At 69.3% G+C, this 16,130-nt stretch carries 17 protein-coding genes; 13 read left to right on the top strand and 4 right to left on the bottom strand.

Features of this window, described 5'->3' with window-relative positions; translation table 11 throughout:
* The first annotated feature begins 26 nt into the window (after positions 1-26).
* The 4 genes from CK500_RS03775 (at position 27) to CK500_RS03760 (ending at position 1,547) form a co-directional block, all read left to right on the top strand.
* The gene (locus tag CK500_RS03775; protein ID WP_095635915.1) at positions 27-629 is read left to right on the top strand and encodes a CDP-alcohol phosphatidyltransferase family protein; all 603 of its coding nucleotides are present in this window, start codon (positions 27-29) and stop codon (positions 627-629) included.
* Between the two features lie 85 nt (positions 630-714).
* Positions 715-990, top strand: a complete 276-nt coding sequence (locus CK500_RS03770; protein WP_095635914.1) for a type II toxin-antitoxin system HicB family antitoxin — start codon at positions 715-717, stop codon at positions 988-990.
* Positions 991-992: 2 nt separating this feature from the next.
* Positions 993-1,250, top strand: coding sequence for a type II toxin-antitoxin system HicA family toxin (locus CK500_RS03765; protein WP_095635913.1), 258 nt, complete (start codon positions 993-995; stop codon positions 1,248-1,250).
* A gap of 60 nt (positions 1,251-1,310) precedes the next feature.
* The gene (locus CK500_RS03760) at positions 1,311-1,547 is read left to right on the top strand and encodes a hypothetical protein (RefSeq protein ID WP_008003406.1); all 237 of its coding nucleotides are present in this window, start codon (positions 1,311-1,313) and stop codon (positions 1,545-1,547) included.
* Positions 1,548-1,593: 46 nt separating this feature from the next.
* Here CK500_RS03760 and CK500_RS03755 read toward each other — a convergent pair whose 3' ends face one another.
* A complete protein-coding gene (locus CK500_RS03755) occupies positions 1,594-2,778 on the bottom strand; it encodes an MFS transporter (protein WP_095635912.1) in 1,185 nt (394 codons plus the stop codon).
* 139 nt (positions 2,779-2,917) lie between these two features.
* On the opposite strand from CK500_RS03755, the gene CK500_RS03750 reads away from it, so the two are divergent.
* Positions 2,918-3,685, top strand: a complete 768-nt coding sequence (locus CK500_RS03750; protein ID WP_095635911.1) for a hypothetical protein — start codon at positions 2,918-2,920, stop codon at positions 3,683-3,685.
* A gap of 39 nt (positions 3,686-3,724) precedes the next feature.
* On the opposite strand, the gene CK500_RS03745 is transcribed toward CK500_RS03750, so the two are convergent.
* Entirely contained in the window at positions 3,725-4,900 is a 1,176-nt protein-coding gene (locus CK500_RS03745; RefSeq protein WP_095635910.1) for a M24 family metallopeptidase, read from the bottom strand.
* Positions 4,901-5,212: 312 nt separating this feature from the next.
* Between CK500_RS03745 and CK500_RS03740 the strand changes: the two genes are divergently transcribed.
* The 3 genes from CK500_RS03740 (at position 5,213) to CK500_RS03730 (ending at position 9,234) form a co-directional block, all read left to right on the top strand.
* Positions 5,213-6,187 (top strand): transcription initiation factor IIB, encoded by a 975-nt coding sequence (locus tag CK500_RS03740; RefSeq protein WP_095635909.1) that lies wholly within the window; start codon positions 5,213-5,215, stop codon positions 6,185-6,187.
* Between the two features lie 85 nt (positions 6,188-6,272).
* Complete coding sequence (locus tag CK500_RS03735; RefSeq protein WP_095635908.1) at positions 6,273-6,746, top strand: NUDIX hydrolase; 474 nt, start codon at positions 6,273-6,275, stop codon at positions 6,744-6,746.
* A gap of 352 nt (positions 6,747-7,098) precedes the next feature.
* Positions 7,099-9,234, top strand: coding sequence for a DUF7527 domain-containing protein (locus CK500_RS03730; RefSeq protein ID WP_449404435.1), 2,136 nt, complete (start codon positions 7,099-7,101; stop codon positions 9,232-9,234).
* 176 nt (positions 9,235-9,410) lie between these two features.
* Here the strand turns inward: CK500_RS03730 and CK500_RS03725 are convergent, their stop codons facing one another.
* Positions 9,411-9,716, bottom strand: a complete 306-nt coding sequence (locus tag CK500_RS03725; RefSeq protein ID WP_004045854.1) for a hypothetical protein — start codon at positions 9,714-9,716, stop codon at positions 9,411-9,413.
* Positions 9,717-9,988: 272 nt separating this feature from the next.
* Between CK500_RS03725 and CK500_RS03720 the strand changes: the two genes are divergently transcribed.
* Positions 9,989-11,341 carry an adenylosuccinate synthase gene (locus CK500_RS03720; protein ID WP_095635906.1) on the top strand — a complete coding sequence of 451 codons (1,353 nt, stop codon included), beginning with the start codon at positions 9,989-9,991 and terminating at the stop codon, positions 11,339-11,341.
* A 32-nt stretch (positions 11,342-11,373) separates the two neighbouring features.
* On the opposite strand, the gene CK500_RS03715 is transcribed toward CK500_RS03720, so the two are convergent.
* Positions 11,374-12,240: an aldo/keto reductase gene (locus CK500_RS03715; RefSeq protein ID WP_095635905.1), complete on the bottom strand. Its 867-nt coding sequence runs from the start codon at positions 12,238-12,240 to the stop codon at positions 11,374-11,376.
* Between the two features lie 166 nt (positions 12,241-12,406).
* On the opposite strand from CK500_RS03715, the gene CK500_RS03710 reads away from it, so the two are divergent.
* The 4 genes from CK500_RS03710 (at position 12,407) to CK500_RS03695 (ending at position 16,117) form a co-directional block, all read left to right on the top strand.
* Positions 12,407-12,895: an Lrp/AsnC family transcriptional regulator gene (locus tag CK500_RS03710; RefSeq protein ID WP_095635904.1), complete on the top strand. Its 489-nt coding sequence runs from the start codon at positions 12,407-12,409 to the stop codon at positions 12,893-12,895.
* Positions 12,892-14,034 carry a pyridoxal phosphate-dependent aminotransferase gene (locus CK500_RS03705; protein WP_095635903.1) on the top strand — a complete coding sequence of 381 codons (1,143 nt, stop codon included), beginning with the start codon at positions 12,892-12,894 and terminating at the stop codon, positions 14,032-14,034. Before CK500_RS03710 ends, CK500_RS03705 begins: the two co-directional genes overlap by 4 nt.
* 88 nt (positions 14,035-14,122) lie before the next feature.
* Positions 14,123-14,863: a GIDE domain-containing protein gene (locus CK500_RS03700; protein ID WP_095635902.1), complete on the top strand. Its 741-nt coding sequence runs from the start codon at positions 14,123-14,125 to the stop codon at positions 14,861-14,863.
* Positions 14,864-14,962: 99 nt separating this feature from the next.
* Positions 14,963-16,117, top strand: a complete 1,155-nt coding sequence (locus tag CK500_RS03695; protein ID WP_095635901.1) for an acyl-CoA dehydrogenase family protein — start codon at positions 14,963-14,965, stop codon at positions 16,115-16,117.
* Positions 16,118-16,130: the final 13 nt, after the last annotated feature.

The raw sequence follows: 16,130 nt of genomic DNA, 5'->3' as shown, positions 1-16,130 counted from the left end.
GCCCGCCGCGAGGTTCGGGTCGATAGATGACCCTCGACCAGTACCGCTCCGTCGCGGACCGTCTGCTCGGTCCGTGGGTGCGCGCCGCGGCCAAGATCGGCCTCTCGCCCGACCAAGTGAGCGTGATCGCGTTCGGCGTCGCCGTCGCCGCCGCCGCCGCGTTCGCCGTCGGCGAGCCCGCCTTCTACGTCGCCGGGGCGGTCTGTGTCCTGCTCAACGGCTGGCTCGACCTCGTCGACGGCGCGCTCGCGCGCCACCTCGAGGTCTCCTCCGACGGCGGCGACCTCCTCGATCACGTCCTCGACCGCTACGCCGACATCGCGGTGATCGCCGGCTTCACGGTCGGGATCGGGGCGTACGCGCTCGGCTTCGCCGCCGTGACCGGCGTGCTGATGACCTCCTACATGGGCACCCAGATCCAGGCGGTCGGCATCGGCCGCGAGTACGGGGGCCTCCTGGGGCGGGCCGACCGGCTCGCGCTGATGGGGATCGTCGGCGTCGTCGCCGCGGCGTACGCCGCACCGATCGTCGCCGGGCTGAACGTCGTCGGCCTCCTGCTCGCGCTGTTCGCGGCCGTCGGCCACCTCACGGCTGTTCAGCGGTTCCTCGGCGCGTGGCGCGACCTGTGAGGCCTGGTGGGAATCTCGAAACGCTCTCCCCATCGAACCCAGCGGTCCCCGAAACACTTTGAGTCTTGACGAGTTACGGCCAGTCATGGCCCGAGCCGACCCGCGAGACTCGGACGCTCCCACTCGGGAGATCAGGCTGATCGAGAATCCAGACGGCCAGTGGACGGCTCGCGACCTCCGCGCCGAGGTGACTGCACAGGGCAAGAGCCGGACTGCCGCCCTCGACAACCTCGACGCCGTCGTCGAGGCGGTCGAGAACGAAGGGGGAAACCCGCCGACGGACGACGAGATCCGCGATCTCGGCGTCGATCCGAAGGTGGCTCGATCTCAGGACGACGATCTCCCAGATCCGCTGCAGTAGCGATGGTAACGCGGGACTTCTCCGGCGAAGACGTGTACAAGGTACTGGTGAACGTCGGCGGGTTCCAGCACGTTCGGACGACGGGAGATCACCTGATCCTTCGATGGGATCCACCGGCGGAACACGAGGACACGGACGCCCGCGTCGTGACCGTACCCGCACACGACTCGATCAGTATCGGGACGCTTCACGACATCGCGGCCGACGCCGGCGCGGAGGATTTCGAGGCGTTCTGCGAGTGGATCGATCGGAATCGGTGAGACTGTCAGAGAGCCGCCGGCGAAGGAATGCTTAAAAGTGTCCGGGCGGAACGAGTGCGTATGCCCACCTTCGAGCTGAACCTATCCGACGACGTGTACGCGGAGTTCCAGCAGCTCGCCGAACAGGAGTTCGTCTCCGAGGAGCAGGCCGCCGAGGACCTGATCGCCTCCGGCATCGAGGCGTACAACGTGAGCGTCGTCGACGACGACCCCCGCGACGAGATGCTCGACGGCGCGGAGAACAACATGTTCGACACGGCACAGGACCCGGGGAGCCTCGAAGACGACCGACTGTAGTCGAGGTCGACTCGCGAATCGTTCTTTTAAACCGACGAGCGGCCCGCTAGTAGCCGAGCCGCAGCAGTCGGTTCGCTAGCAGCGCCGTCAGCGCCAGCCCCATCACGCCGGCGAGGAGCCCGAACGCGACCGACCAGCCGGCGGCGTCCGACATCACGCCGACGACGACGCTCCCCGACGCGCCGATCACCATGTAGGCGGTCCGGACGAGCCCGAAGCCGGCACCGCGCTCGGCGTCCGAGAGGAGGTCCATGAACCGCGACTGCAGCGGCGCGCCCCACGACATCGCGAGCCCGACGAACACGACGCCGACGACGGTGGCGGGGCGGCCGAGACCGAGCTCCGCGGACGCGACGAGCAGGCCGTAGCCGACGACTCCGGCGGCCATCGTCGCCATCACGGTCGCGTCGCGGCCGATCCGGTCGGACACCGACCCCGTCACCGGCTGCGTCGCGCCGTGGACGAGGAAGTACAGCGAGAACAAAAGCGCCGACAGCCCGGTCGAGAGCCCCGTTCCGAACTCCAGGAACGACGGGAGGAAGGAGGCGGTCGCCTGCCACGTGAACGCGCCCATCGTCGCCAGCGCGGTCGTGTAGAGGATTGGAGGCCGGGAGAGCAGCTCCGCGAGGGGTCCGAGGGCGAACCGCTCGCGCATCGGCTGGTCTGGGCGGAGGGGCTCGGTGGGTCGCACCCGCCACGCGAAGAGGACGAACACGGGAACCGCGGCGGCGACGCCGAGGGCGATACCGGCGCGCCAGCCGTACCGCGATCCGACGAGCGCTGCCAGCGGCGGCGCCGCCAGTCCCGCGACCGGCCCGCCGGCGACGTGGACCCCGATGGCGCGGCCGATGTCGTCGAACTGCCGCGTGAGGAAGGTGGTCGCCACCGAGTAGTGGAGCCCGGCGCCGGCGCCGAGGAGGACGGTGAACAGCCCGAAGACCGCGATCGACGGGGAGACGGCGATGAGCAGCGAGGCGACCGCGGTGGCGCCGACGGCGGTCAGGATGACCGCGCGCTCGCCGTACCGGTCGCCGAGCACCCCGGAGGGGAACTGCGAGATCGCGTACGCCAGCCACATCCCGGAGAGCGCGAGACCGACGGTTCCGTTCGTGACCCCGAACTCCGCCGTGATCGCCGGAACGAGCGGGCTGATGACCAAGCGCGCGACCATCGTCGCGGTGAACGCGAGCGTACAGAGCGCGAGCGCGGCGTGTTTGTACCGCCAGTTCACGGTCGCCGTTGCGTCCGGGTCAAAAAGCGGCTTCCGATCGCGGCATGGGAGCCTCCGATCGCGGCACGCCTTCGCCCTCGCCGCGATCCCGCGTTCGTTTCAATAGGTTTACTTTACATCCCGAATAACGAAGGCCCGCATGTCCCTCCAGATCGGTTCGACGGTAACGAACGGTCTCCGCCGAGTCGCGAATCGGAACGGCCTGCTTCTGGTCCTCGCGTCCGTCCTCGTCGGGACGGCGTGGCAGGTGGCGTTCAACAGCGCCATGGCGGCGTCGCTCCCGCCCGAGGTCGCCGGCCAGCTCGCGCCGGTGGTCGACGCGCCGTTCCCCGTACTCGCCGCCTTCGCGGTCGTTTCGTTCCTCGTGCTACCGGTCGTCTCGGTCGCGGCGATCCGGACCTTCGTCGCGGGCGAGACCGACCGCGTTCCGCGCGAGTTCGTCACCCGCCGGATCGGCTGGGTCGTGGCGAACCTCGTTGTCGGCGGCATGGTCCTCGGTGTGCTTGTCATGGTCGGGACCGTTCTGTTCGTGGTTCCCGGAATCATCGTCTACGTCGCCCTGCTGTTCATGGCGGTCTTCGTCGCGGTCGAAGACGAGAACTTCGTCGCCGCGATGGGGGACAGCTGGCGGCTCACCCGCGGGAACTGGATCCGGCTGTTCGTGCTGATCCTCATCGTCACCGTCCCGTTCACCGTCGCGATAACCGCCCTGTCGATCGCGCTCACGATCGCGGTCGGTCCGGCGTCGGGCGCGGCGACGCTCGTCACCGTCGCGATCTCGATGGCGTTCAGCATCGTGGTCCTCGGCGTGATCGCCGAGGCGTTCGAGCGCCTCCGCGAGGGCGACTCCCGAGGCGAAGCCGGCGAGAGCGGTGCGACCGATCCCGGCTCCGCGCCGGCGGCGTAACGGCGGTCCCCGAGTCCGGACGGAGAGGCGCGTCCGCGGTCACCCGACGACGAACTCGATCGGGTACTCCGTGAAGTTCTCGTAGCCGTCCTCGGTGACGACGGCGATGTCCTCGATCCGAACCCCGCCCACGTCGGGGTCGTAGAGCCCCGGCTCCACGGTTATCACGTGGCCGGGCTCCAGCTCCTCCCCGCCAGTCGCGAGGCGCGGCGACTCGTGGACGTCGAGGCCGACCCCGTGGCCGGTGGAGTGGATGAACCCCGTCTCCGTCTCGGGGTCGGTCCGGAACGTCGGTTCGCCCGCCTCCTCGTACACCTCGCAGGCCGCCGCGTGCACGTCCTCGCCGGTCGCTCCGGGCTCGACCGCGTCGAGCGCGGCGTCGAGCGCGCGCTCGGTGAGCTCGTACCACTCGCGCAGCGTCTCGCTCGGCTCGCCGACGCAGAACGTCCGGGTCATGTCGGCGTTGTACTTCGTCGCCTTCGACCGCGGGAAGATGTCGACGATGATCGCCTCGTTGGCTCGGAGCGGCCCCGATCCGCGGTCGTGGGGGTCCGCCGCCTGCGCGCCGCCGGCGACGATCGTCTGGTCGAGCGCGCAGCCGCGCCGCAGCAGCGTCACCTCGATCTCCTCGGTCACCCGCTCGCTGGTGAGGGGCTCGCCCTCGTGCAGCAGCACCCCGGTTTCCGCGTCGTCCCCGTCACCGGCCACGTCGGCGCCGGCGAGCAGGTCCTCGGTGGCCCGCATCGCGGCCTCGTTGGCGCGCTGGGCCTCGCGAATCGCGTCCACCTCCTCGTCGGTCTTGACGGCCCTGACCTCCCGGAGTCGGTCGTCGGCGTCGACGGCGACCTCGATCCCGCGCTCGCGGAGCGCGTCCGCGGTGCCGACCGGACCCCGCGGCGGCATCGAGACGGACTCGACTCCCTTGTCGCGGACGAACCGGGCGTACATGTCGTTGCGGGCCTCGCGGCCGCCGTACTCGTAGTCGTAGTCGGCGTGTCGCTCGACCCCGTCGGCGGCCGCCTCCCTCTTCGCCCGACCGTACTCCAACCCGCCGACGAGGACGTGGATCTCGCCGTCGGCGTACAGCGTGAGGAACGGGTCGGGGCCGGTGAACCCGGAGAGGTACAGCTGGTTGGCGTCGTCCTGCGAGGCGTCGATCAGGTAGCCGTCCGTCTCGAGGTCGGCCAGCCGGTCGTCGAGTCGCGCGCGGTTCATACGACACCTGCTCGGGCGACCCCCAAATCCGTTGCCCTCGCGGAACGCCGCGGTGCGTCCGAGACGACGCTCGGGCCGCGAAATAGCTATATAGGTGAGCCTCGCCGAACGCCGATCGGTTCAGACCGATGTTAAGGTCGACCGAAAAGCCGGCAATAATCGTCATATACGGCCTTGTTCGGGCCTCAAATAGACTTTCTCTGATTCGAAACTTGGCCAAGGATTTAAATACTCTCGGCACTTACGTAACGGTGAGGAAACCAACCGAGACGCGTCTCTCGGTCCCCTCGTTCCCTCCACTTGAACTAACCAATGAGCGAAAACGTTCGAACGTACACGGCGGAGCACGCCGACGAGACCGAGTCCGAGACCGAGTCGGCCGACGAGGAGCTGCGCTGCCCGGAGTGCGGCGGCCAGCTCGCGACCGACACGGAACACGGCGAGACCGTCTGCGTCGACTGCGGGCTCGTCGTCGAGGAAGACGAGATCGACCGCGGGCCGGAGTGGCGCGCGTTCGACTCGAAGGAGAAAGACGAAAAGAGCCGCGTGGGCGCCCCGACGACGAACATGATGCACGACAAGGGGCTCTCGACCAACATCGGCTGGCAGGACAAGGACGCTTACGGCAAGTCCCTCTCCAGCCGGCAGCGCGAGAAGATGCAGCGGCTCCGCACCTGGAACGAGCGGTTCCGCACCCGCGACTCGAAGGAGCGCAACCTCAAGCAGGCGCTCGGCGAGATCGACCGCATGGCCTCGGCGCTCGGCCTCCCGGACAACGTCCGCGAAACCGCCTCCGTCATCTACCGTCGCGCGCTCGACGAGGACCTCCTGCCGGGACGCTCCATCGAGGGCGTCTCGACGGCGTCGCTGTACGCCGCCGCCCGGCAGGCCGGGACCCCCCGGAGCCTCGACGAGATCTCGGCGGTCTCCCGCGTCGAGAAAGACGAGATCGCGCGGACGTACCGCTACGTCGTCCGCGAGCTGAAACTGGAGATCCAGCCCGCCGACCCCGAGAGCTACGTCCCGCGGTTCGCCTCCGACCTGGGCCTCTCCGACGAGGCCGAGCGTCGGGCGCGCTCCCTGCTCGACACCGCGAAGTCGCAGGGGATCCACTCGGGCAAATCGCCCGTGGGACTCGCGGCCGCCGCCGTCTACGCCGCCTCGCTCCTCGTCAACGAGAAGGTGACCCAGAGCGAAGTCAGCGACGTGGCGAACATCAGCGAGGTCACGATCCGGAACCGGTACCACGAGCTGCTCGAAGCCGAGGACGGCGTCGCGCTGAACTGACGCCGCCGCCGCTCCGAACCGATTCGTCCCGTCGGCGCCCGCCGCTTTTCCGAACGCCCAAGCCCCCGCAGGGCGAGCCACGGGTATGGAGACCACTCGTCACTTCACGGCGACGACGTACGTCGTCAACGACGGCGCGACCGCGCTCCACGCCCACGAGCGGCTGGGGATCCGGCTCCCGCCGGGCGGTCACGTCGACCGCGACGAGCTCCCGCACGAGGCCGCGCTCCGAGAGGTCCGCGAGGAGACGGGGCTGGAGGCGGAGCTCGTCGCGACCGAGTCGTCGATCTCGGGGCCGAACACGCGCGGGCTCCCGGAGCCGGCCCACCTCATGCTCCACGACATCAACGTCCACGAGGACGGGTCGGTCGGCCACCAACACGTCGACCACCTCTACTACGCCCGGGTCGACTCGCGGGAGATCGCGCCGAACGGCGCGGACGAGGTCGATCCCGACGGCTGGCGCTGGTACACGCCGGCGGAGCTGGCGGAGAGCGACCTCCAGCCCGACGTGATCGAGCTCGGCCGCGAGGCGATCGCCGCCGTCGACGGGGCCTAGCAGGGAGCGGAACGATCAGAATTAGTGACAGATCGGCCGACGGCCGGCGTCAGACGGCCGTCTCACGCTCCGGAAGGTATTTGGGTCGTTGCAGGCGACGTAAACGCAAATGGACGCAGAGCGAAGAGCGGAGATAACCGGGTGGGACGCCCGGGAGTTCTCGGACGGGTTCGCGGGGCTCCGGCGTCTCGTCGACCGGGGGTTCTCCGGCGCGGTGACGAACGGCACGGGGTGGCTGTTCGTGTTCGAGGGCCGCGTCGTCGGCACCGCCGACGCCGACCTCGACGCGTTCGCGGACGCCTCCGGGACGATTTACAAGGCACCGGCGGAGGTCCTCCCGGTCCTGTTCGCCATGCAGGAGCGGGGCGGCGAGCCGCGGGCGCAGTACTACACGAACGACACGCCGCTGTCGGAGGCCGACCGGAAGCTCTCCGAGGGGGGATTCACCGGCTACGTCGAGCTGTCGGAGAACGTGCTCTCGGGTGACTACTACGTCACCTACACCGCGGGCGAGTCGATGGCCGCGGCGTACGTCGGCAACTCGCGCCGGCTCGAGACCGGCGACGACGCCTTCGAGCTGGCCGACGACGAGGTCGGGATCTACACCGTCTACGAGGTGGACCTGAACGTCCGGGAGATCCCAGAGCCCGAGCCGGCGGCCGAAGCGACCGACGCGTCGGACGCGGACGCGGACGCGGACGAAGCGAGCGCGGACGTGGCGGGAACCGACCGGCCGGGCACCGACAACGCGAGCTCCGACGAGACGGGCGCGACCGACACCGAAGACGAGGCCGGCGTCGGGGGTGCCGAGGCGGGCACTGACGACCCGGTGGTCGTCGACGACGAGACCGACGACGCCGCACCCGACGCGTCACCCGACGACGAGGGCGCGGCCGGGACCCGTGCGACAGGCCGCGAATCGACCGACCCGGAACCACCCGACCGATCGAGTTCCGGACGGCAGCCTTCCGATGCGGAGGTCCGTCCGGGGTCGGCCGGCGGAGAGGAGACCGGAGACGCGGGGCGGTCCGATGGCTCGAACGACGGCGACACCGCCGCCGACACCGCCGCGGACGCGACCGAGCGGCCGGGGTCCGGACGCAAGGGCGGGCGCGGAGCGGCCGGCGATCGGTCCGACCCCCTGACCGATCGGGCCGGCCCGCAGTCGGTCGACGATCCCTCCGACGCTCCCGACTCCGATGGCGATCGCCCGGGCGACGACGTGTTCTCGGAGGAGGAGGAGTGGCGCGAGCAGAAGTCGATCCCGGCGCTCGACCCGTCCGAGGCGAGCGAGCCGGCTGGCGGCCGCCGTCGCGGTGAGGCCGGTCCGAACGGCGGCGAGCAGTCTCAGCGCGGAGATCAGGCGCGACAGCGCTCCGGGAGCGGCGGTCGGAGCGGAGCGTCCGGATCGGCCGCCGCGAACGGCGACGACCGGTCCCCGGAGCCGCGCTCCACGGACCGCGATCGCTCGAACCGGTCGGCCGTCTCGCAGCGCGCGTCGCAGTCGGACTCGGGCGATGGCGTCGACGAGCGGCTCCGACAGCTCCGGCGCGAGCTGGAGGCGGCCGAGGAGAAGCGGGCGTCCCTGGAGGCGGAACGCGACGACCTGGCGAGCGAACGAGACGAGGTCGCCGCGGAGCGCGACGAGCTCGCGTCCGAGGTCGACCGGCTGGAGTCGGAGCTGTCGACGCTCCGAGAGGAGCGCGACCGACTGAAGTCGGAGCTGTCGGCCGCCCGCGACCGGCTCCCCGAGAGCGACCGGACGATCTCGCCGGCGGAGGCGCGGAGCGGGACGAACCTCTTCGTCAGGTACGAGTCCAAGGGCGGCGCGACGCTCGAGGACGCCCACGACGGGACGGTCGACCGCGACGCGCTCCGCGAGAACCTCCGGATCGAACACCACACGAGCTTCGAGACGGACGGGCTGGCCGTCGACGGCCGCCCGTACGAGGAGTTCCTCAAGGACACCATCGAGTACGGCTTCACCCGGTGGCTCGTCGAGGACCTCCCCTTCGAGGTCAGCGGCACCGGCAACCAGAGCGTGCTCCGGGACCTGTACGACGCCATCCCGGAGATCGACCGCGCGGAGATCGGCGGCAGCGTGTCGATCGCGATCCGCGAGAACGGCGAGGAGACCCGCGAACAGCGCTCGTTCGACCTGGTGTTGCGCGACCGGATGGGGAACCCCCTGTTCGTCGCCGACCTCAACGACAGCCGCGACCCGACCGCCGAGGGCACGCTGGAGTCGCTGGTCGAGAACGGGCGCGACATCGCCGAGTCGAACGAGCCCTTCGCCGCGGCGTTCGCGGTGACGGAGAGCTTCTTCGAGCCGGGCGCCCTAGAGACCGCGAGCGACGCGGTCGGCGGCGGGCTGTTCAGCCGGTCGAAGCGCGCGAGCTTCGTGAAGCTCTCGCGCAAGCGGGGGTACCACCTCTGTCTGGTCGAGGCCCGCGACGGCGGCTTCCACATGACGGTCCCGGACCTGTAGCTGGCCGGGCCAGCAGTATTTCCGGCAGGTGGTCGAGAATGTCCGGTGAAAATCCGGTCGAAACGCGGTCAATCGCAGGAAACACGCCTATTCAAACGCGGTTCAAACGCGACGTAAACGCCGCTTCCCGCCGTCACAAACGATCCGTGCGTCGCCCCGCGCGAAGTCGAATCGGTTCAGTTCTCGAGCTCTGCGGCGTCGTCGATCCGCATGGAGCCGAGCTTGTCGACCGTCTCGTCGAGCTTCTCGTCGAGCTCGTCGACGAACTCGTGGGTGCGCTCGGTCGTGATCGCGCCCTGGCTGGACGGCTCGATGAGGTTCTCCTCCTCGAGCACGCGCAGCGAGTAGCGGACCTTGTGATGGGGGTATCCCGTCTCGTTCGACATCTTCACGATGCCGATCGGCTCGTTTTCGATGACCATCCGCAGGACCTGGAGGTGACGTTCGAGCATGTCTACCTCCTTCTCTAGTCGATCTATCATGGCACATGTTAACTCGTCATGCCCCCGTTTAAAAGTTGCTGTCGGGGACCGGCCCGGAATCGCTCGACCCGACGCTTTGACGTGGGAGTAGTTAACGCATTCGATCGCGCCGACCGCCGACGCGAGCGGACCACTCCGTCGCGGGCGGCGAAGGCACCTGCACGAACGGCGATAGCGACGCACACGCTGGTCGGATCTAATGCACGTTCGTGGTGTATTCCCGGCGCTGGACCGTAATCGGTTTTACCCCCCGCCGGAAACCACCGGGTCGTATGACACTCACCATCGTCGGCTCCCAGCTGGGAGACGAGGGCAAGGGCGCGCTCGTCGACCGGTGGGGAGGGGACGCGGACGTCGTAGTCCGTTATCAGGGCGGCGACAACGCCGGCCACACCGTCGTCGAGGGCGGCGTCGAGTACAAGCTGTCGCTCGTGCCGAGCGGCGCGGTCCGGGGCACGACCGGGATCCTCGGCAACGGCTGCGTCGTCAACCCCAAGACGCTGTTCACCGAGATCGACGACCTGCGCGAACGCGGGCTCGACCCCGACGTGCGGGTCGCCCGTCGGGCGCACGTCATCATGCCGTACCACCGCGTACTGGACGGGATCGAAGAGGAGGTCAAGGCGGACGACGACGCGGGCGACGAAGTCGGTACCACCGGCCGCGGCATCGGTCCGACCTACGAGGACAAGGCCGGTCGGCGGGGGATCCGGATCGCCGACCTGCTCGACCCCGACGTGCTCCGCGAGAAACTCGAGTACGTCGTCCCGCAGAAGCGCGCGCTCGTCGAGGACGTGTACGGGCTCGACCTCGCTGACGACGACCGCGCCGACGCGTTCGACGTCGACGCGCTCCACGAGGAGTTCGCCGCGATCGGCGAGCGCCTCGCCGACGAGGGGATGACCGTCAACTGCTCCGACTACCTCCACCGCCGCCGCGAGGCGGGCGACGAGATCCTCTTCGAGGGCGCGCAGGGCACCCACATCGACGTCGATCACGGGAACTACCCGTTCGTCACCTCCTCGAACCCGACTGCCGGCGCCGCGTCAGTCGGCTCAGGGCTCGGCGTCACCCAGGTCGGCGACGGCGAGGTCGTCGGCATCGTGAAGGCGTACCTCTCGCGGGTCGGCGAGGGGCCGCTCCCGACCGAGCTGGACGGCGACGCCGACGAGGAGGCGCTCGCCGACGATATCCGCGAGAAGGGCGGCGAGTTCGGCACCGTCACCGGTCGTCCGCGTCGGATCGGCTGGCTCGACCTCCCGATGCTCCGACACGCCGCGCGCGTCTCCGGGTTCACCGGCGTCGCGGTCAACCACGTCGACGTGCTCGCGGGGCTCGACGAGCTGAAGGTGTGTACGGGCTACGAGCTCGAGGGCGAGAAGCTCGACACCGTCCCGACGACGACCGAGCGCTGGGAGCAGTGCGAGCCCGTCTACGAGACGCTCGACACGTGGGAGCCGTTCGACTCGGCCGCGGTCGCCGAGGAGGGCTACGACGCGCTCCCCGAGGCGGCCCGCGAGTACCTGGAGTTCGTCGCCGACGAGATCGACACCCCCGTCTACGCGGTCGGCGTCGGCCCCGACCGCGAGGAGACGGTCGAGCTGACGAACCCGTTCGACGAGTAGTCTCTCGCTCGTCCGTCGTTCGGACTTCCCGACTATTCCTGCGCGTCGACGCCGTTCAGCGCGGCGAGGTCCTCGTCGGTCAGCGACAGGTCCGCGGCCGCGAGGTTCGACTCGAGGTGGTCGACGCTGGAGGTCCCCGGGATCGGCAGCGTCACGTCGGAGTGGTCGAGGAGCCACGCGAGCGCGACCTGCCGCGCCGTCGCGTCGCGCCGGTCGGCGACCTCGGCGAGCGCGCCGGGGGTCTCGTCTCCGTCGACCGCATACATCGGACCCCACGGGATGAACCCCACGTCGTGGCGCTCGCAGGCCCGCAACACGTCCTCGTCGTCGCGGTGGCCGACGTTGTACCGGTTCTGGACCGTCGCGATATCGACGATCTCCATGGCGGTCTCCAGCTGTTCGACGGTGACGTTCGAGAGCCCGACGTGGGCGATCTGGCCGGCGTCCTTCATCTCCGCGAACGCGTGGACCGACTCCTCGAAGTCGGTGTCGGGGTCCGGGCGGTGGTACTGGTACAGGTCGATCGTGTCGGTCCCGAGCCGATCGAGGCTACACAGCACCTGGTTCTTGAGGAAGTCCGGGTCGCCGTGGGGCAGCCAGTCCCCCTCGCGGTTGCGGAGCAGGCCGGCCTTCGAGGCGATGACCACGTCATCGGGGTCGCCGAGCGCCTCACCGATCAGGCGCTCCGAGACGCCCGGGCCGTAGGAGTCCGCGGTGTCGACGAAGTCGATGCCGAGGTCCACGGCCCGCTGGAGGACCCGCTTGGCCTCTTCCTCGTCGTCCGGTCGGCCGATGATCTCCTCGCCGGTGACCCGCATCGCGCCGAAGCCGAGGCGGTTGACGGTCAGGTCGCCGCCGATGTCGAACGTGTCGCTGCGGTCGGTAGGGTCTGAAGCCATGGGCGGACGGTCGCGCGCCACGCGGAAAGCCGTGGGGATGGCGGAAGCGCGGGAGGCGGAAACGCGCGTGGCGGTACGTCCTTTCGATCCTCGACCGATCGGTCCGACCGATCGCCCGTCTTGCGCGCGTCGCTACTCATAAACCGCCCCCGCGTGATCGTGGGGTATGGACGCCGAGCGCGAGGTACTCGACGTGTTGGCGCGGAACGCCCGCGAGGACATCGACGACATCGCGGCCCAGACGGGCCTCGACGCGGACGCGGTAGCGGCGGCGATCGACGCGCTGGAGGCGGATAACGTGGTTCACGGCTACCAGGCGGTCGTCGACTGGGACCGCGTCGACGAGGGGAAGATCCGCGCGATCGTCGAGATCAACGTCGAGCTCGACCGGGAGACCGGCTACGAGCAGGTCGCCGACCGGATCGCGAAGTTCCCCGCGGTCGACGCCCTCCATCTGGTCTCCGGCGACTACGACTTCGCCGTCGAGGTGCTCGGCGAGACGATGCAGGACGTCTCGCGGTTCATCTCCGAGCAGGTCGCGCCCATGCCGGAGGTCACCCAGACGGTGACCCACTACATCATGGAGACCTACAAGGACGGCGGGATCCGGTTCGAGGACGGCGACGACGACGATCGGCTCTCCGTCTCGCCATGAGACTCTCGGACCGCGCGAGCGACCTCCCGGAGTCGGGGATCCGGAAGTTCTTCGAGCTCGCCGAGGCGCGCGACGACGTGATCTCCTTAGGCGTCGGCGAGCCCGACTTCTCGGCGCCGTGGGCCGCCCGCACCGCCGCGATCGACTCGCTGGAACGCGGGAAGACCTCATACACCTCGAACCGCGGGATGGCCGCGCTCCGCGAGCGGATCGCCGATCACCACGAGCGCTACGACCAGCCGTACGACCCGGCCGACGAGATCCTGGTCACGACCGGCGCGAGCGAGGCGGTCGACCTGGCCTTCCGGGCGCTGGTCGACCCCGGCGACACGGTCGCGGTCCACGAGCCGACCTACATCTCCTACGGGCCGGGGATCGAGCTGGCGGGCGGCGAGCAGCTGACGGTCCCCACGCGCGCCGAGGACGACTTCGCACTCACGCGGGAGTCGCTGGAGGCCGCTGGCGCCGCGGAGGCCGATCTGCTCGTGCTCTGTTACCCGAACAACCCCACGGGCGCGACGATGACGGAGGAGGAGTACGCCGAGGTCGCGGCGTTCTGTCGCGACAACGACCTCCGGGTGATCGCCGACGAGATCTACTCCGCGCTCACCTACGGCACCGATCACGCCTCGATCGCGACGCAGCCGGGAATGCGCGAGCGCACCGTCGTCGTCAACGGGTTCTCGAAGGCCTACGCGATGACCGGCCTCCGCCTCGGGTACGCGCTGGGCCCCGCGGAGGCGATCGACGCGATGAACCGGATCCACCAGTACACGATGCTGTCGGCGCCGACGACGCCGCAGTACGCGGCTTGCGAGGCGCTGGACCGGTGCGACGAGGAGGTGACCGAGATGGTCGACGAGTACAACCGCAGGCGACGGCTCGTCGTCTCTCGGTTCAACGAGATGGGCCTCGACACCTTCGAGCCGGGCGGCGCCTTCTACGCGTTCCCGGACTGCGGCGGCGACGACGAAGTCTTCGCGGAGGAGCTGTTGGAGGCGGAGGGCGTCGCGGTCGTCCCGGGCTCCGTCTTCGGCGAGGGCGGCGAGGGCCACCTTCGCGTCTCCTACGCGACCTCGATGCGGGAGCTGAAGGAGGCGACAGACCGGATCGCGTCGTTCGTCGAGTCGCGGGACTGACGGCGCACGCCACCATATCTCGTCTCTTGTTATCTAACCACAAGATTAATCAGTTGACACGATGAGGTTCGCTCGGGAGTGATCGATCGTGTCCACCGTGATCGGACCGGTAACCGAGGAGATGCTCGTGCTGGCCGGCGGCGTCGCCGCGGCGGTTATCGGCGTCTACCTCGTCGTCTGGGGCGTTAACGGACTCAGGCGGACGATCGCGGTGTGGAAGAGCGATCCGACACCGATCGGCGAGGCGCACCTCATCGACGGCACGATCGAAGTCGAAGGGACGGCGGAGGAGCTCTCCCGGACCCTCCGGTCCCCGTACGACGGCGCCCGCTCGCTCGCGTACAGCTACTCGAAGAAACGGAAGGAACGCGAGAGGAACGAGGACGGCGAGTACGAGACGGAGTGGCGGACTCTGGAGTCGGGCAGCGAGTCGGTCCCCTTCCTCGTCGCCGACGACACCGGATCGATCCCGGTCGACCCCGCCGCGGCGACGCTCGGGATGGACAACGAGTACAGCGATCGCACGGGAGACATCAAAAAGACGGAGAGCCGCATCGACCCCGGCGACGGGGTCCACGTGATCGGGCAGAAGCGCTCCGCGAACGAGGCCGACGCCGACCTGGACGATCACCGGACGTACATCGGCGACGGCGAGGAAGCGCCACCGTTCCGAGTCACCGACGGCGGCGAGTTAGAGACCGTCGCGCGGATGTTCGGGCGGTCGCTGGGGAGCATCTTCCTCGGTGCGGGCCTCGTCGCCGGCTTCGGATACCTGCTTCTCACGTCGTTCCCCGGGATCGCCGCCGCGCTCGGCGTGAGCGGGATCTGAGACGCTGATCGACGGGTGCGCGACCGCTAAACTGTAAACGCGGTCCGAATTTCTCAACGTTTGCGAATTATTATCATAGATTCGGCGAAAGGGTCGGACATGGAGTTCCAGCTGACCGACGAGCAGAAACAGCTCCGCGAGGAGGTGCGGAAGTTCGCGGACGAGGAGATCCGACCGGTCGCGACCGAGTACGACGTGGCGGAAGAGTACCCCCACGAGGTGATGGAGAAGGCCGCCGACATGGGGCTGCTCGCGCCCCACGTCCCGGTCGAGTACGGCGGCGTCGGCTACTCCTCGCTGGAGAACGCGATCTTGACCGAGGAGCTGTTCGCCGCCGACCCCGGGATCGGCCTCTGCGTTTCCAGCGCCGGCTTCGGCGCGGAGGCGCTGATGGAGTTCGGCACGGACGAGCAGAAGGAGCGCGTCCTCCCCGAGGTGACCGCGGGGGACGCGGTGATGGGGTCGGCGATCTCGGAGCCGCAGGCGGGCTCGGACGTGACCTCGGTCGCGACCCGCGCGGAGAAGGACGGCGACGAGTGGGTGATAAACGGCTCGAAGATGTGGATCACGAACGGCACCGTCGCCGACTACTTCGTCGTCGTCTGCGAGACCGACCCCGAGATCGACGACCGCTACTCCGGCTACTCGCAGATCCTCGTCGAGGGCGACCGCGACGGTCTCACCCGTGACAAGATCACCGGGAAGCTCGGCATCCGCGCGAGCGACACCGCCGAGCTCCGGTTCGACGACGTGCGCGTGCCGGAAGAGAACCTGATCGGCCAGCGCGGGATGGGGTTCCTCCAGCTCATGCAGTTCTTCGACGAGACCCGGACCGCCGTGGCGGCGCAGGGCGTCGGGATCGCCCGCGGCGCGGCCGAGCGCGCCCTGGAGTACGCGGAAGAGCGCGAGCAGTTCGACCGCCCGATCAGCGACTTCCAGGCGATCAAACACAAGCTCGCGGAGATGCACACCAACACCGAGGCGGCCCGGTGGCTCACCTACCGCTCCGCGTGGGCGGTCGACAACGAGGCCGGCGACCTGACCGCGCTCGCGTCGATGGCGAAGGAGTTCGCCTCGCGGGTCGCCGTCGACGTGGCCGACGAGGCGGTCCAGGTCCACGGCGGCGCCGGCTTCGTCAACGACCACGACGTCGAGCGACTCTACCGCGACGCGAAGATCACCCAGATCTACGAGGGGACCACGGAGATACAGAAGAACATCATCGCCCGCGAGCTGCTCGACGAGGGGATGTGAGGTCGGGGCCGCT

Source organism: Halorubrum salipaludis (assembly GCF_002286985.1).
In the GTDB taxonomy this organism is placed as follows: Archaea; Halobacteriota; Halobacteria; order Halobacteriales; family Haloferacaceae; genus Halorubrum; species Halorubrum salipaludis.
Note: the sequence above shows the minus strand (reverse complement) of the source record. Positions and strands in the feature narration are given on the sequence as shown.

Coding starts and splice junctions, on each gene's coding strand:
- CK500_RS03710 (WP_095635904.1), top strand. CDS start 12,407: ATGGACGCCGAGCGCGAGGTACTCGACGTGTTGGCGCGGAACGCCCGC.
- CK500_RS03695 (WP_095635901.1), top strand. CDS start 14,963: ATGGAGTTCCAGCTGACCGACGAGCAGAAACAGCTCCGCGAGGAGGTG.
- CK500_RS03735 (WP_095635908.1), top strand. CDS start 6,273: ATGGAGACCACTCGTCACTTCACGGCGACGACGTACGTCGTCAACGAC.
- CK500_RS03730 (WP_449404435.1), top strand. CDS start 7,099: ATGCAGGAGCGGGGCGGCGAGCCGCGGGCGCAGTACTACACGAACGAC.
- CK500_RS03720 (WP_095635906.1), top strand. CDS start 9,989: ATGACACTCACCATCGTCGGCTCCCAGCTGGGAGACGAGGGCAAGGGC.
- CK500_RS03705 (WP_095635903.1), top strand. CDS start 12,892: ATGAGACTCTCGGACCGCGCGAGCGACCTCCCGGAGTCGGGGATCCGG.
- CK500_RS03740 (WP_095635909.1), top strand. CDS start 5,213: ATGAGCGAAAACGTTCGAACGTACACGGCGGAGCACGCCGACGAGACC.
- CK500_RS03750 (WP_095635911.1), top strand. CDS start 2,918: ATGTCCCTCCAGATCGGTTCGACGGTAACGAACGGTCTCCGCCGAGTC.
- CK500_RS03760 (WP_008003406.1), top strand. CDS start 1,311: ATGCCCACCTTCGAGCTGAACCTATCCGACGACGTGTACGCGGAGTTC.
- CK500_RS03765 (WP_095635913.1), top strand. CDS start 993: ATGGTAACGCGGGACTTCTCCGGCGAAGACGTGTACAAGGTACTGGTG.
- CK500_RS03770 (WP_095635914.1), top strand. CDS start 715: ATGGCCCGAGCCGACCCGCGAGACTCGGACGCTCCCACTCGGGAGATC.
- CK500_RS03715 (WP_095635905.1), bottom strand. CDS start 12,240: ATGGCTTCAGACCCTACCGACCGCAGCGACACGTTCGACATCGGCGGC.
- CK500_RS03775 (WP_095635915.1), top strand. CDS start 27: ATGACCCTCGACCAGTACCGCTCCGTCGCGGACCGTCTGCTCGGTCCG.
- CK500_RS03745 (WP_095635910.1), bottom strand. CDS start 4,900: ATGAACCGCGCGCGACTCGACGACCGGCTGGCCGACCTCGAGACGGAC.
- CK500_RS03725 (WP_004045854.1), bottom strand. CDS start 9,716: ATGATAGATCGACTAGAGAAGGAGGTAGACATGCTCGAACGTCACCTC.